Raw genomic sequence first — 13,617 nt, forward strand, 5'->3', positions numbered from 1 at the left:
GGTTCCGCCACGCGAGCCTCGCCGCATCCCGACGCCGCGCCGGCCGGACGCGGCCCGATGCCACGGGGGCCGGATCGCGGCCCTACGTCGCGGGGGCGGTGTTCAGAGGTCGCGTTCCTGCTGGTCGAGGATGGCGACGGAGACGGCGACCGCGCGGGCCGCGTCGCCGGCCTCGATCGCGCCCAGCAGGTCGTCGTGGGAGCTGTCCGGCGTCAGGGCCGCCTGCTCCTGGTCCCTGACGCTGTCGCGCAGGGCGTCGCTCATGCTGCGGTAGAGGTCGCCGAGCAGGGCGTTGTGCGCGGCGTCCGCGACCAGCAGGTGGAAGTCCACGTCCGCGTCCGCGAAGCCGTCGAGGTCGCCGGCGCGGGCGGCCGCGTCCCGGCGGGCCAGCGTCCGGCGCATCGCGGTCAGGTCCTCCTCCGTGCGCCTGCCCGCCGCGAGCCGGGCGGCCACGAGATCGAGGCCGCGGCGCACGTCGATGATGTCCATGGCGGCCGCCGTGTCGAGCCGCCGGCGCAGGGCGACCTTGGACTCGTCGGTGGCGGTCACGTACGTGCCGTCGCCCTGGCGGGTGTGCAGGAGCCCGGCGTGGGCCAGGACCCGCACCGCCTCGCGCACGGACAGCCTGCTCATGCCGAGGCTCTGCGCGAGCTGGCTCTCGGACGGGATCTTGGTGCCGACCGGCCACACACCACGCGCGATCTCTCGGCGGAGCTCGTCGATCGCGGCGTCCACGAGCGAGGTCCGAGCGACGTTTCGCATGCACCCTCTCCTCATCGGATGGAGAACACCCACCCTAAGAGCTATCGCCGAAGGCGGGGTAGTCCGGCCGGTGATCGGGGGCGCGCCGCCGGTCAGCGCCGGGGCAGGGCGGAGAGGAAGGCGGACTGGACGGCCTCGAAGCGGCGGCCGACGTCCCCGAGGTCGAACGGCAGGCGCTCGCCGCCCTGGGCCTCGGCGAGGCGCTCCTCCAGCTGGCCCCGGGCCGACAGCTGGGCCGCGCGCAGCGCCGTCACGATCGCCTCGGCCAGCTCGTCGCTGCCCATCGTGCGCAGCACCCGCGCGTCCAGGCGGATGTCCCGGACGAGGCCGTCGGCCTCCACGGTGGCCTGGATCCGGCCCCCGGCGGCGGTGCCCTCCCCGATGACCTCGCCGAGCCCGTCCATGGCCGTGGCGAGCTTCGACATGGCCTCGTCCGCCCGCCGGCCGATCCTGTCCAGCTCCTCGGGCGTGACGGCGGCCGGGTCGAAGTCGAACATGCCGGGACCTTCCTGTTCGTCGGCGCGACCAATGGAGTTGATCAAGATTTCCTGAACCCGTTGGCAGCGGCTGGTTGCGCCCCGTCGAACATCCGGTGAACCCAGATGATCAACGCCTCCAAGGCGACAAAGATGACCTTCGACGCAGAAAACCTGAAGGAGCGACATGTCCACCCCGCAGGAGACAAGGGTCATCACGTCCAGTGTCATCGCCGCCATGGGCGAGCGCTACGACGACGTCTGGGCCGGCCTCATGAAGACCGGAGACCGCGTCTACGACACCGACCTCGGCGACGGCACGCTGGGGACGATCTTGGCGAGAATCCTCGGCCCGGCCTACGAGACGGCGCAGCGAGGCTGCACGGAGGCCCTGCGAGGCGGCGCCATCGCCTCCCGCGGCATCACCGACAGCCTGGCCACCTGCGCGGGAAACTGGCGCAGGGCCGAGCAGGCCAGCATCGTGGAGTACGTGTGATGGCGCCCGCGCCGTGGCCGATCATCCGGACGCTCAAGGGGCTCCAGCTGTACGCGGGCGTCCCGCTGGTGTCGCTGGCCCTCCTGGAGTCCCTCCAGATGGACGTCGACCGGGTCTCGGAGGTCGCCAAGGTCTGGAAGCAGATGGCCAGGGACCTCGACAACCCCGTGGAGGTGCTGGACGGCATTCCCGCCGAGTCCCGCCGCGGCTGGATCGCCGACGACCAGCGGGAGTTCTCCCGGGTGACCGGCAAGATGCACGCGGGCACCGAGGTCCTGCGCGACTCCCTCGACCAGATCGGCGACATCCTCGACGGCGTGGCCAACGCCTTCCGGCTCTTCAAGGGGGCGATGGCGACCTTCTCCACGATGGTCGCCGCCTCCAGCGTGTACGGGCTGTCGATGATGGTGCTGTCACCCGTGGGGGCCGTCCAGGGCCGCCTGTACCTGAGATGGCTGCTCAACGCCGCGGACAAGGTGCTGACCGTGATGATCGGCGCGCTCCTCACATACTGCATGGGCCAGGCGACCATCGTCGCCTACCTGATCACGCAGGGGCAGGCGCTGGCCGACATGGCCGAGCCGTACGAGCAGGACGGCTGGCCGGGGGCGAGGCTGCGCGAGGTCGACTTCGCCACCGTGAAGATCGACAAGTCGGCGTTCCCCACCTTTCAGTACCCCGAGGGGAAGCAGGCCCTGCCGGACGACACGAAGGACTTCAAGTGGGTGGCCCCGAGCCGGCCCGGTACGAAGTGAGCCCGGCCCGGAGCGGCTCATGAGCGACGGGAGGCGGCCAGGGCGGCGCCGATGATGCCGGCCTCGTTCTGGAGGGTGGCGGGGACGACGGGCGTGTCGATGTGGACGTGCGGCAGGAACCTGTCGGCCTTCCTGCTCGCACCCCCGCCGATGACGATCAGCGTGGGCGACAGCAGCATCTCCACGTGCCGGAGGTACTCCTCCACCCGCTCGGCCCACTTCTCCCAGCTCAGCTCGTGCTCCTCCCGCGCCCGCGCCGACGCCCGGTGCTCGGCCTCCTTGCCCCGCAGCTCCAGGTGCCCGAGCTCGGTGTTGGGCACGAGGGTCCCGTCGGTGAACAGCGCGCTGCCGATCCCCGTGCCGAACGTCAGCACGAGCACGGTCCCGCGCTCCCCGCGCCCGCGCCCGTAGGTCACCTCCGCCACACCGGCCGCGTCGGCGTCGTTCAGCACGGTCGCCCCGCCGAACAACCCGGCCGCGTCCACGCCGATCCACGAGTGGTCCACGTTGGCGGCCGTCAGCACGACCCCGTCCTTGACCACGCCGGGGAACGTCACCCCGATGGGACCGCTCCAGCCGAAATGCTTGACGATCTCCGCCACCGCTTCCGCCACCTCATCGGGCTTGGACGGCTGGGGCGTGGGAATGCGCAAGCGCTCCTTCACCAGCTCGCCGGCCTCGATGTCGACAGGAGCGCCCTTGATTCCCGAACCACCGATGTCAATGCCCAACACGTTCATGTCAATCCCTCTCCCCTTCAGGACACGAAAAAACTCCTGTCCCGATATTTCCGGAACCGGCTGAACCGGCCCACAGCCCTCCACGTATCTCGCGTCACAAGCGCTAACTAGGAGGCAACGGATGCGGCCACGCATCATCACACTCTGCGCTGTTGCGGTTGTGTGGGGAGCAACTCTCACCACTCCCGCGCACGCCACCACAACCAGGAACCGATTCGACGTGATCAACCTTGTGTCGGACGTTCAGGGCAAAGCCCCGGTCACCGACGCCAAGGTCGTCAACCCGTGGGGCCTGGCCATGGGCAAGACTCTGTGGGTCTCGAACACCGGCACCGGCACCGCCACCGTCTACTCCGGCACGGGCAAGAAGGAGCAGACCGAGGTGTGGATCCCCGGCGGAGCACCCACCGGCCAGGTGTTCAACCCGGGCGAGGGCTTCACCGTCAAGGGCAAGCCCGCCACGTTCATCTTCTCCAGCCCGAGCGGAGCCATCACGGGCTGGAACAAGGACGTGGACCCGAAGAACGCGATCATCGGGGCCTTCACCCGTGGCGCCGACTACAAGGGGCTCGAGCTCGTCGAGACCGACGACGGAGACTTCCTGCTGGCCGCCGACTTCGCGAGCGGGCGCATCCACGCCTTCGATGAGGACTTCCGGCGCATCAGCCTGAAGAGCTGGCAGTTCCGCGACCCGGGCGTCCCCAGGACGTACAAGGCCTACAACGTGGCGATCGCCAACGGCAGCATCTGGGTGTCCTGGGCCCTGCGTGACCCGTCCACCGGCAAGCCCGAATTCGGCGAGGGCAAGGGCTTCGTGAGCCGCTTCAACGCCGGCGGGCGCCTCACCGGCCGCATCTCCAGGGTCGGGCTCAACGCCCCCTGGGGGATCACCGCCGCGCCGAAGGGCTGGGGACAGTACAGGGGCGCGCTGCTCATCGGCAACTTCGGCGACGGAACCGTGCACGCGTACAAGAACAGCCGCCACCTGGGCGCGCTGTCCACGGCCGACGGCAACCCGATCGTGCTGCCCGGCCTGTGGGACCTGGAGCCCGGCACCGCCACCAACGGCGGCGAGAACTCCATGTGGTTCTCCGCGGGCATCGACGGCACCAAGCACGGCCTGATCGGCATCATCGCCCCGCAGGGCACCAAGCCGACGTCCACCGCGACGCCCACGTCCTCGCCGTCGAGCTCCCCGACGAACCACCCGTCGGGCCACCAGACGAGCGCCCCCAGTAGCCGGTCGTCCTCCCAGAATCCGTACGGCGGGTACTGAGCGGCGCTCTCTCGCCGTCGCCCCCGGCCTGGCGAGAAGCGCAGCTCGCCGAGCAAGGCCGGGGGCGGCGGTCCCGCGGACGTTTCCGGCGCGGTTGGCGCGAGCCGCGCCGGAAACAACCCCCTTGTTGGTGCTTCCGCCGCACCCTTACTCCTCGCCGCGCTCCGGCTGAGGTCCCTGGGATGTCTTTGAGGGAGTAGGGGAAGGGCTGGCTCCTCCTGGAGGACCTGGTGTCCTCCGGGAGGAAGGGGTTGACGTTCGTTTTGGGTACGGTCGGATCGTGAGCGAGCGATCCTTCAGTGAATGGCTCAGGGAGCAGTGCGAGCCCGAGTGGACGGCGGTGGTGACGCACCCGTTCGCGATGGCGATCACGACGGGCTCGGCGCCCGACGACGGCATGCGGCGCTACCTGGAGCAGGACTTCCAGTTCGTGGACTCGTTCACGGCCCTGCTCGGGGCGGCCGTGGCGAGCGCGGACACGTTCGAGGCGCGGGTGCCCTACGGGAAGTTCCTCGGCCAGGTGGCGACCACCGAGGAGAAGACGTACTTCCACCGGGCGCTGGCCGCGCTGAACGGGCGGACCGACGCGCCGACCGAGCCGGTGACGGCCGCGTTCAGGCAGCTCATGGACGAGGCGCGGACGTCACAGGACTATCTGCTGATCGTCGCCGTGCTCTGCGTGGCCGAATGGTGCTACCTGGGCTGGGCGTCGCGGGCCGAGCGGCCGCTGCCGGAGAGCTTCGTGCACCGCGAGTGGATCGAGCTGCACGAGGGCCCGGAGTTCCGGGCCTGGGTGGCCTTCCTGCGGGGCGAGCTCGACCGCCTCGGCGCGGACCTGGACGAGGAGCGCCGGACGGCGGTGCTGGACGTCTTCCGCCTGGCGGTCGAGCTGGAACGAGCCTTCTTCGACCAGGCCACCGACCATCAGCCCAGTACGGCCGCCAGGTCCTGGAACGAGCGGTAGTGGACGCCGGTCATGCCGAGCGTCCTCGCCGCCTCCACGTTCTGCAGCCGGTCGTCCACGAACAGGCAGCGCTCCGGCGCGACCCCGGCCCGCTCCGCGGCGATCTCGTAGATCCGCCGGTCGGGCTTGGCCACGCCCACCCTGGCGCTGCTGACCACGTCGTCCGCGAAGTACGTGAGCCCCAGCAGGTCGAGGTGCTGCTCCAGCGAGTCCGTGGCGTTGGTCACGATCACCACGGGCACGTGCTGCTGCGCCTTGGCCAAGAGCGCCCTGACCTCCTCGTCCACCCAGAACCGCACCTGCCCGAACTCGGCCACGGCCTGGCGGGCCCGCTCGTCGCCGCCGAGCGCGACGACGACCGACTCCAGCCACTCCGCCTCGGTGGCCTGGCCGAGCGTGGCGGGCATGATCAGCGCGGGGTCGAGGGCCGTCCGCATGAGCGGCAGGCCGTACCGGGCCTCGATGTCGGCCTGGGCGGCGTGGTCGAAGAGCCGGAGCACTCCATCAAGGTCAGACAGAACCGCGTCAAAGGGGATCACAGCCCCTCATTGTGACAGTCGTCAGCATTTCCCGCGTCGTCAAAGGTCCAAGGGCGACCGGCCGGACTACCATCTCCGAGACAGGATTCGGTATCGGAACGGTAGGGCATGAGCGCACGCGAGCTGGGGCGGCTGTTCGCCGACGGCGGCAGGGGGCACAGGCTGCCCGCGGGGCTGCCGCCGGGCGAGGTGGTCTGGCCCGATCCCGGCTACACCCGGCAGGGCCAGGCGCTCAGGCCGGCGTTCTGGATGAGCGAGGAGGCCGCGTCCGGCGAGGACTGGAGGCGCATGCGGGAGTGGCACCCGCACAGCGGCCTGTGGCCGGTGCTGCTGGACGAGTCGGCGCAGCCCTGGGGGGTCGGGCAGATCGTTCCGGACGACCCCCGCCAGATCGACCACTTCACCGCCGAGGGGTTCATGGCCGAGGTGTGGCAGGAGTGGGTGACCCAGATGCCGCAGGCCGCGCTGGAGGAGCTGGACCCGTTCGGGGCGATCTGTCCCGGCCCGGCCCCGCCCGGGATGCTCAAGGCCGCCCCCGAGGCGGTCGCCGACTGGCTCGCGGGCGAGCTGGCCGTCAAGGGGATGCCGCTCGGCCTGGTCGCCGCCCCCAGGAGCGCCGACGCGCTGGCCGTGATGGGCTGGCAGGGCGCGCTGCACCACAACGAGTGGATGATCCCGCTGGCCGCCGTGGTGCGCAGCTGGGAGGACCGGTTCGGCGCGCGGGTGGTGAGCGTCGGGTTCAACACCCTGGACCTGAGCGTGGCCGCGCCACCGGTCGATCCGGAGCACGCGTTGCACGTGGCCGCCGAGCACTGGACGTTCTGCCCGGACAACATCGTCCAGGGCCCCGGTGACCTGCAGGGCTATGCCGAGCAGATCATCGGCGAGCACGCCTGGTCGTTCTGGTGGGACTGAGTCCGGCCGCGCGCACGACAGGGTGGCTCGGCCGGACCGTCCGGTGTCAGGGGAGGTGGGCCACGGCCCCGTAACTCCCCGAAGAACTCGGCTGTTCGGCGCAGGCGGTGTCGAGGCCGTCCGGCCGCCATTCCGGGATCCACACCAACCCCGGATCGACCAGCACCAGACCTTCGAGCAACGCCGCGACCTCCTCTCTGTAGCGAATCGCGTGACCCGGCAGCGTCATCGCCAGCAGGTCGTGAATCGCTCCCAGCAGCTCCGGCGGGACCGCGTCGAACGTGGTCTGCAGCAGCGACAGGTAGCTGCCTTCGGGCACCACCTGCCGGATCCGCTTGATCACGTAGTGGAAGTACTCGTCGTCGTTCAGGCTGTGGGTCGACAGCAGCAGCACGGCCATGGGCCGGTCCCAGTCGAGGAACGTCTGCAGGACCCGGTCATCGAGGATGTCGTCGATCTCACGCACGTCGCCCTCTACGACGCGTACGAGGTCGGTGACGGGCTCGATGGTCGCCCGGGCTCCGGCCAGCACCATCGGGTCGTTCTCCACGTAGACCACACGGGGGACCGCGCCGCACAGGGCGTCACGGGCCACGTCGTGCAACTGTCTGCCCGCCGGCAGGCCGCTGGGCACTCCACTCCCGACAATGACGAACTGGTCCACACATTCGCCGGCCAGATGACGCACCACACGGCACAAATAGTGGAGCACGGCCCGTGCGGCCGTCGTCACGACGGGAGCGGCCTGGTCGTAGCGGCGCACTGCGTCTCTGTCCGCCACGAAGTTGTTCTTCCCACCCGTGGCCGCGTCGAGAACCCGGGTGATCCTGGCTTGGGTCATCTCCAGCTTCGCCAGGTTTCGGATGGCACGCTGACGCATTGAGTGTTGCCCCTTTCCCCTCGCCCACTTTCTCGGGAAAAGAATGATCCTTTCGGACCCCACTCGATGACCCAGAACTTATGATCCTCGCTGCGCGGCGGATGACAACCGGAAAAGCCATTAGTTTTCGGTATATCTGGCTAACCCTCTACCGTGAATAACGATCATCCATTAGGGAAGGAGATCACTTTCCGAGGGAACGCGAAAGTCGTTCGCGATGGAAATTCAACACCTCGAAAGTCTCTTCGCGGGTCGTCGTCGTCACCGACAGCTTGGTGAACGCCTGGTGGTACGCCTCCACCGCGGCGGTGTCGGTGATCAGCTCGTCGGACTCGATGCCGTGGGCGCACGCGATGTCCGCCTCGAACGCCTCGGCGAAGCGCCAGAGCGTGAACGGGCCGGTGCGCGGCACGTAGACGGGATCGTCCGTCGGCAGCACGTGGAGCGAGACGTTGGGCCGCTTGGCGTGCTCGATGAGCTGGTCGATCTGGCGGAGCTGGACGTGCGGCCCGACGATCGAGCGGGTCAGCACGCTCTCGTCGATGACCGCCCACACCACGATGCCGCTGTCGCGGGCCACGGCCTCCTGGCGGGCCAGCACGAGGGCGAGCGCCTCGTCGACCGTCTGCTGCCCGAGCGTCGCCGGCCCGGTCACGGTGACGGCCGCCCTGGCGTATTCCTCGGTCTGCAGCAGCGGCGGGACGAACTGGGGGTGGTAGGTGCGGATCACCGTGGCCCGCTGCTCCAGCGCGTACGTGGTGGCCAGCCAGACCGGCACCGACTGCGCGTCGTACCAGGCGGCCTCGCGCTCGCCCCTGGCCAGCGACAGCACGTATTCGCGGATGGGCGGGGCGGTGACGCCGTAGAGGGCGAGCAGGCGCTCGGCGGTGATGGGGGCGGGCGCGATCCGGCCCTCCTCGATGGCCGGGATCGCGGCGGCTCCCTTGCCGATCGCCGTCTCCACCTGCGCGACCGACAGGTCGGCGGCCAGGCGCAGGCCGTGCAGCCGCCTGCCGAGCGCCCGGCGCTGCGGCCCGCTCAGCGGTGCGGCCGCCTCGGGGATGTCGGGGGAGGAGGGGGGCTCGGGCTCGTCGGGCAGCCCCTCGGCCCTGCGGGCCAGCTCGACCACGCCGCGCAGCAGGGTGAGGGAGCTCTCGGACAGCTCTGAGGTGCCCAGGCCGATGGCGGCCGCGCGCAGCTGGAGGTCCTCGACCGCGCCGGACTCGAGGTAGTCGTCACCGACCAGCCAGCCGACGCTCACCTGGAGGCACGAGGCCAGCGCCCTGAGCACCTGGAGCGTCGGGTTGGTCTGCTTGCCGGTGCGCAGCTGGCTGACGTAGGCGCGGGTGATGGGGATGCCCGCCTCCGTCAGGGCGGAGGCGACCTGCGCGCCGGTGAAGCCGCGCTTGGTCAGCGCAAGATCGAGCCGTTCGGCGAAGTTCGCCACGGCACACCTCCATCCACCGCCCGTGAACTTTTCCAGCGTAAGGGACGCGAGCCGCACTGTCCCCTGCCATGCGGGGCAGCTCTGCCCCGCGAGTAGGTATCAACTTATGCGCAAACTGTCAGTTGACATAGCCTCGCTCGTAAGCAGACTATCGGAGGGCATGGTAACTGTGGCTTAACAGTCGGGGAGGAGGTGGCCGGACGTGACCATGGAATCCTCGCACCTCGAAGATCTGTCCTCCACGGGGCAGGAGCGAGTGGTGCAGCGGATCTGCGCGCGCGTGGCCGGGCCGGCAGTGGGAGCCGGCGTTCAGGTCGCGAGCCTGCCTCTCGGCGGCCTCCAGGTCTGGCTGGACAGCCCTCGTCACCGTTGGCGCTTCTACCACCGGATGGCCCGCGAGCTGCGGCTGGCCGGCTGGCACACGGAGACGGGACCTGATCGGCTGCTGTTGCTCGGGTGGAGTGCGGTCTGCCTGAGCCACCGCGCCAGGATGCTGAGCGCGGCCCTGGCGGGACGGCTGGCCGACTTCGACAAGACGGCCTTCATGGCCGTCATGATCGCCACCCGGCTGCGCCACGAGGGGTTCCCGGTGGAGGAACTCCCGGCCGAGGTGGAGGCTCGCTGCCGCGACGCGCTGCGCTGGCCCGCCCGGCTGGAGGACCTCGACGGCCTGGAACGCCGGTCGTCGCTGGAGCCGCTGCGGCTCAGGCTCGCCCAGGTGGCGGGGCTCGAGTCCAAGGTCGGCTGCCGCTGCTGCGAACATCTCGCGCTCGCCTCGAAGGTCGCGCGCACGGTGGCCGGTGGTGCGGTGCCGGCCAGGTCGCGCGCACGTTCGTCGGCATCGTGCTCCGCCACGCCGGATTCCTCCCCGGGGGTTGGGCTGACCGAGCGCATGGTCTGCGTCAGCGTGCCCAACGTGGCAACCACCAGAGCGGGGACGGCGCGATGACGCCGACGCCCATCCCCGCGCACCGGGCCGCACCGGTCCCGGCAGCCGTGGCGTGGCCGCGGCACCGGGCCAGGAGGCGGCCGGATCACCACCTCGGCGTCGCCATGAGGTTCCCCGCCGCGTACGCGCTGCCGCCCGGCGCGCCGCCCACCGGCCAACGGCCCTGGGGCGTCGCGTTCTGGTGCGCGTGCGCAGGAGCGGGAATGCTGGCGCTGCTGTCAGACGGCGGGTGGCCGCCGGCCGATCACGGCCGACTTCCCCGCCTGGGACTGACGGTGGCGCTTGTGCCGCTGGCCCCGGCGCTTCCCCATCCCTCCGGCATCGCGCGGCACGTGCCCGACTTAGTCGGCGCGGTGCTGTCGACCAGCGCGTTAGCGGCTGGCGTGCTGGCCGACACGAGGGGGAGCGCCTGGGGCCGGCTTCATCGGCGTTCGCCGGGCCGTGCGGCCGCGGCCACGGAGCCGATCGCGAGGTCGTACGCGGGATCGTACGCGACCTCGTGGCGGCATCGTGCGCGCGCGACCGACCCGCGGCTCCGGCGACGTAGCGGACTCCCGATGGCGGCGGGCGCGTTCTGCCCGTCCGGTGCGGCGTCGTTCGCCGTGCTCGCCATGGGGCCGCCTTTTGTGGAGAAGGCCGGACTCCTGTCGGCCATGATCGCGGTGACTCCGGCGGCCATCCTGGCCGTCCGCCGCGTCGGGACCGACGGAGCCGTCTACGGCGGAGGCTTTGCTCTGGGCGGAGGTTGCGCGCCGCTGCCGGCCCACTCGTCTTCCGACGGGTGGAGCCTGCTCGGCGCGGTGCTGATGGGCGCCGGATTCGGCGCGCTCGCGGTCGGTCTTCTGGCGGGGGCCACCGCGAGCGCCGAACCCGGTCAGCACGCCTCCGCGATCGGCACCATCGGCACGTGGGCGATGCTGGGTGGGGTGATCGGCGCGATGGGCGCCACAGTGCTGATCGGCCGGCCGTTCTCGGAGGGGCCCGCTTCCGGGCCCGTCTCCGTCCTGGTGGCCGTTCTCCCGGCCGCCGTCCTGCTCGCCGCCACGGCGCTGGTGCGGGTCGCCGGGGCGTCGGGCCATGAGACCGAACCTCGATCTCAACGCGCGGCGGAAGAGGGGCCGGCGATCTTCCGCCGGCTCCTCGCCGAGCCGCGCGGCCACGTCAACCACGTACGGAGCGAGGTTCTGGCCCGCTTCGCCACATACGACCGCAAGGTCGTCAACCCGCTATGAACAGGAGCGATCATGCTCACGGATGAACTGCGCCGATCACAGCCGCACGAGGTCCACGCACGCGGAGCGCGCCACGCGCCGCCGTCCTGGGGCGAGGACCAGGGCGACGCGCCGCCGGTGGAAGAACCGCCGCGCACCGTGCACAGGCTGCGCCGCATCCGTCCGGTGTCCGCGCGGGCGATCACCGAGATCGACCACGCGTTACGCCACCCGGTCATCTGACACCACACCCTTCCCGCACAGGAGGAGAACCCATATGCGCACCGTCCTCGCCCGGAGCCTTCAGTGAGCCGCGGGAGGGTGGGAGTGATCGTGGCGCCCGCCAACCCCTCGGCGGAGCCCGAGCTCACCCGCCTGCTCGGGTCGCGCGCCGACATGCACGTCACGCGCTTCCCGGTACGGCCCGGGCAGTCTCTGGCCGAACGGCTGGAAAGCTACAACGAGGCCCTGCCCTCCATGGTCTACGCGTTCGACGCCCTGCCGCTGAGCGCGATGGTCATGGCCTGCAGCGAGCCCCGCTACCTCCTCGGTCCCGATGAGGACCGCGACCAGTGCGCCGAGCTGACGGCCGCGACCGGGGTGCCCTTCGCCTCGGCCACGCAGGCCACGCGCGAGGCGATGGAACACGCCGAGGTGAGCGACATCGTGCTGGTCTCCCCGTACCAGCCGTGGCTGACCGAGCTGGCCGAGCGGTTCTGGAAGACGGCCGGGCTGAACGTCACCCAGGTCATCCAGGTACGCGCGAAGAACGGCTACTCCTCGTACGCGGTCACCCCCTCCGAGCTGATCAGCCAGGTCGAACTGGCCGAGCTGCCGGCGGACGCGGTGCTGCTGTTCACCGGCACCGGCATGGCCACGCTGCCCGTGCTCGGCCCCCTCAGCGCCGGCAACGACCGGATCCTGCTGACCTCCAACCTCTGCACGGCCTGGTGGGCGCTGTCCAGGACCATCGGGCAGCAGGTGACGCTCGGCCGCGTGCCGCACCGGCGGTACATGGGAGGCGCGGCATGAACGGCGTCATCGTGGTGGGAGCGGGACCCGCGGGGCTGACCGCGGCGCTCTCGCTGGCCAAGGCCGGGATCCCGGTCACCGTGCTGGAGCGCGAGAGCGAGCTCAGCAAGCAGACCAGGGCCTGCACGTTTCACCCGGCCACGCTCGACCTCCTCGACGACCTGGGCGTGGCGTCCCAGCTCGTCGCCAAGGGCCGCGTCGTCGACCGGGTGCAGTGGCGCGACCGGTCCGGCATCGTGCTGGCCGAGATGGGCATGAACCGGCTCAACGGCCTGACCAGGCATCCGTTCAGGATCCACGCCGACCAGGCCGCGCTCACCCCGCTGCTGCTGGCGGCCCTCAGCGTCTACCCGGACGTGGACGTGCGGTTCGGCACCCATGTGGACGGCGTGGCCGAAGGCGGCACAGGGATCCGGGTCCGCGTCGGCCACACCTGGACGCGGGCCCGGTACATGATCGCCGCCGACGGCGCGCACAGCACGGTCAGGGGCTCCCTGGGCCTGCCGTTCCCCAGGTCCGCCTACCCGACGCAGGCGCTGCGGGTGTTCACCGACTCGCCGCTGGACCGGCTGCTGCCGAGCCTGGCGCCGCTGACGTACGTGCGGGACGTGCAGCAGTCGTGCACGCTGCTCGGGCTGCCGGACCACTGGCGGATCATCTTCAAGATCCCCTGCGACACGCACGAGCCGCTGTCGCCGCCGAACCTGTCCCTGCTGGTCCGCCGGGCCCTGCCCGGGGCGAGCGGGCCGATCCACGTGACGGGCGCCGACCGGTTCGGGCTGTCCAGAGGCGTGCTGACCTCGTACCGGTGCGGCCGGGTGCTGTTCGTCGGCGACGCCGCGCACCTGACCTCCACGGTCGGCGGGCTCAACATGAACGCCGGCATCCACGACGCGGCCGAGGTGGGCCAGGTGATCGCGGCCGTGATCGGCGGCTTCGCCCCGCCGGCGGCGCTGGAGGCGTGGGCCTGGCGGCGGCGCTCGGTGCTGCTGCAGCGGGTGATCCCACCTCGCGAGACCCGGCTCGCGGGAGTGCGGGAACGCGACAGCGCCAGGCTGGCGGCCGCCATGGCCGGGCTGCGCGCCATCGCCGGAGACCCTGACGCGACACGTGCCTACCTGGCACAGGCCTCATTACTGGACACCGTGCCAGGGAAGAGGTGACGACCCCCCGTT

The 13,617-nt window shown here is 70.9% G+C and carries 16 protein-coding genes; 10 read left to right on the top strand and 6 right to left on the bottom strand.

The window, feature by feature from the left end:
• Positions 1-102: 102 nt before the first annotated feature.
• On the bottom strand, positions 103-762 hold the full coding sequence (locus ABZX61_RS13130) for an FCD domain-containing protein (RefSeq protein WP_350723085.1): 660 nt from the start codon (positions 760-762) through the stop codon (positions 103-105).
• 92 nt (positions 763-854) lie between these two features.
• Entirely contained in the window at positions 855-1,259 is a 405-nt protein-coding gene (locus ABZX61_RS13135; RefSeq protein WP_355194179.1) for a YbaB/EbfC family nucleoid-associated protein, read from the bottom strand.
• A 166-nt stretch (positions 1,260-1,425) separates the two neighbouring features.
• On the opposite strand from ABZX61_RS13135, the gene ABZX61_RS13140 reads away from it, so the two are divergent.
• On the top strand, positions 1,426-1,734 hold the full coding sequence (locus ABZX61_RS13140; RefSeq protein WP_350723082.1) for a hypothetical protein: 309 nt from the start codon (positions 1,426-1,428) through the stop codon (positions 1,732-1,734).
• Positions 1,734-2,489 carry a hypothetical protein gene (locus ABZX61_RS13145; RefSeq protein ID WP_355194181.1) on the top strand — a complete coding sequence of 252 codons (756 nt, stop codon included), beginning with the start codon at positions 1,734-1,736 and terminating at the stop codon, positions 2,487-2,489. The genes ABZX61_RS13140 and ABZX61_RS13145 overlap by 1 nt, the downstream gene beginning before the upstream one ends.
• Before the next feature lie 17 nt (positions 2,490-2,506).
• Here the strand turns inward: ABZX61_RS13145 and ppgK are convergent, their stop codons facing one another.
• Positions 2,507-3,229: a polyphosphate--glucose phosphotransferase gene (gene ppgK / locus ABZX61_RS13150; protein ID WP_350723078.1), complete on the bottom strand. Its 723-nt coding sequence runs from the start codon at positions 3,227-3,229 to the stop codon at positions 2,507-2,509.
• 220 nt (positions 3,230-3,449) lie between these two features.
• On the opposite strand from ppgK, the gene ABZX61_RS13155 reads away from it, so the two are divergent.
• Together ABZX61_RS13155 and ABZX61_RS13160 are read left to right on the top strand one after the other, a co-directional pair.
• Entirely contained in the window at positions 3,450-4,505 is a 1,056-nt protein-coding gene (locus ABZX61_RS13155; RefSeq protein ID WP_355194183.1) for a TIGR03118 family protein, read from the top strand.
• 280 nt (positions 4,506-4,785) lie between these two features.
• Positions 4,786-5,469: a TenA family protein gene (locus tag ABZX61_RS13160; RefSeq protein WP_350723075.1), complete on the top strand. Its 684-nt coding sequence runs from the start codon at positions 4,786-4,788 to the stop codon at positions 5,467-5,469.
• Here the strand turns inward: ABZX61_RS13160 and ABZX61_RS13165 are convergent.
• Positions 5,430-6,008, bottom strand: a complete 579-nt coding sequence (locus ABZX61_RS13165) for an HAD-IA family hydrolase (RefSeq protein WP_355194185.1) — start codon at positions 6,006-6,008, stop codon at positions 5,430-5,432. The two genes, ABZX61_RS13160 and ABZX61_RS13165, sit on opposite strands and share 40 nt — an antisense overlap.
• A 108-nt stretch (positions 6,009-6,116) precedes the next feature.
• Between ABZX61_RS13165 and ABZX61_RS13170 the strand changes: the two genes are divergently transcribed.
• Entirely contained in the window at positions 6,117-6,923 is an 807-nt protein-coding gene (locus ABZX61_RS13170; protein ID WP_355194187.1) for a DUF4253 domain-containing protein, read from the top strand.
• A 46-nt stretch (positions 6,924-6,969) separates the two neighbouring features.
• On the opposite strand, the gene ABZX61_RS13175 is transcribed toward ABZX61_RS13170, so the two are convergent.
• Both ABZX61_RS13175 and ABZX61_RS13180 read right to left on the bottom strand, forming a co-directional pair.
• On the bottom strand, positions 6,970-7,803 hold the full coding sequence (locus ABZX61_RS13175) for an SAM-dependent methyltransferase (protein WP_355194189.1): 834 nt from the start codon (positions 7,801-7,803) through the stop codon (positions 6,970-6,972).
• 184 nt (positions 7,804-7,987) lie between these two features.
• Entirely contained in the window at positions 7,988-9,250 is a 1,263-nt protein-coding gene (locus ABZX61_RS13180) for a Scr1 family TA system antitoxin-like transcriptional regulator (RefSeq protein ID WP_350723067.1), read from the bottom strand.
• Positions 9,251-9,452: 202 nt separating this feature from the next.
• Between ABZX61_RS13180 and ABZX61_RS13185 the strand changes: the two genes are divergently transcribed.
• The 5 genes from ABZX61_RS13185 to ABZX61_RS13205 all read left to right on the top strand — a co-directional run bounded on the left by ABZX61_RS13185 (position 9,453) and on the right by ABZX61_RS13205 (position 13,605).
• Entirely contained in the window at positions 9,453-10,199 is a 747-nt protein-coding gene (locus ABZX61_RS13185; protein WP_350723066.1) for a hypothetical protein, read from the top strand.
• Complete coding sequence (locus tag ABZX61_RS13190) at positions 10,196-11,431, top strand: hypothetical protein (RefSeq protein WP_355194192.1); 1,236 nt, start codon at positions 10,196-10,198, stop codon at positions 11,429-11,431. The genes ABZX61_RS13185 and ABZX61_RS13190 overlap by 4 nt, the downstream gene beginning before the upstream one ends.
• A gap of 12 nt (positions 11,432-11,443) precedes the next feature.
• Positions 11,444-11,653, top strand: coding sequence for a hypothetical protein (locus tag ABZX61_RS13195; protein WP_355194194.1), 210 nt, complete (start codon positions 11,444-11,446; stop codon positions 11,651-11,653).
• Between the two features lie 84 nt (positions 11,654-11,737).
• Positions 11,738-12,442 carry a hypothetical protein gene (locus ABZX61_RS13200; protein ID WP_350723060.1) on the top strand — a complete coding sequence of 235 codons (705 nt, stop codon included), beginning with the start codon at positions 11,738-11,740 and terminating at the stop codon, positions 12,440-12,442.
• Positions 12,439-13,605, top strand: a complete 1,167-nt coding sequence (locus ABZX61_RS13205) for an FAD-dependent oxidoreductase (RefSeq protein ID WP_350723058.1) — start codon at positions 12,439-12,441, stop codon at positions 13,603-13,605. Before ABZX61_RS13200 ends, ABZX61_RS13205 begins: the two co-directional genes overlap by 4 nt.
• Positions 13,606-13,617: the final 12 nt, after the last annotated feature.

It is taken from the genome of Nonomuraea sp. NPDC003709 (assembly GCF_040610775.1).
Classification (GTDB): Bacteria; Actinomycetota; Actinomycetes; order Streptosporangiales; family Streptosporangiaceae; genus Nonomuraea; species Nonomuraea angiospora_A.

Bases quoted from the DNA above. Each gene is read 5' to 3' on its own strand.
- ABZX61_RS13175 (WP_355194189.1), bottom strand. From the start codon at position 7,803: ATGCGTCAGCGTGCCATCCGAAACCTGGCGAAGCTGGAGATGACCCAA.
- ppgK (WP_350723078.1), bottom strand. From the start codon at position 3,229: ATGAACGTGTTGGGCATTGACATCGGTGGTTCGGGAATCAAGGGCGCT.
- ABZX61_RS13140 (WP_350723082.1), top strand. From the start codon at position 1,426: ATGTCCACCCCGCAGGAGACAAGGGTCATCACGTCCAGTGTCATCGCC.
- ABZX61_RS13135 (WP_355194179.1), bottom strand. From the start codon at position 1,259: ATGTTCGACTTCGACCCGGCCGCCGTCACGCCCGAGGAGCTGGACAGG.
- ABZX61_RS13130 (WP_350723085.1), bottom strand. From the start codon at position 762: ATGCGAAACGTCGCTCGGACCTCGCTCGTGGACGCCGCGATCGACGAG.
- ABZX61_RS13170 (WP_355194187.1), top strand. From the start codon at position 6,117: ATGAGCGCACGCGAGCTGGGGCGGCTGTTCGCCGACGGCGGCAGGGGG.
- ABZX61_RS13195 (WP_355194194.1), top strand. From the start codon at position 11,444: ATGCTCACGGATGAACTGCGCCGATCACAGCCGCACGAGGTCCACGCA.
- ABZX61_RS13145 (WP_355194181.1), top strand. From the start codon at position 1,734: ATGGCGCCCGCGCCGTGGCCGATCATCCGGACGCTCAAGGGGCTCCAG.
- ABZX61_RS13205 (WP_350723058.1), top strand. From the start codon at position 12,439: ATGAACGGCGTCATCGTGGTGGGAGCGGGACCCGCGGGGCTGACCGCG.
- ABZX61_RS13190 (WP_355194192.1), top strand. From the start codon at position 10,196: ATGACGCCGACGCCCATCCCCGCGCACCGGGCCGCACCGGTCCCGGCA.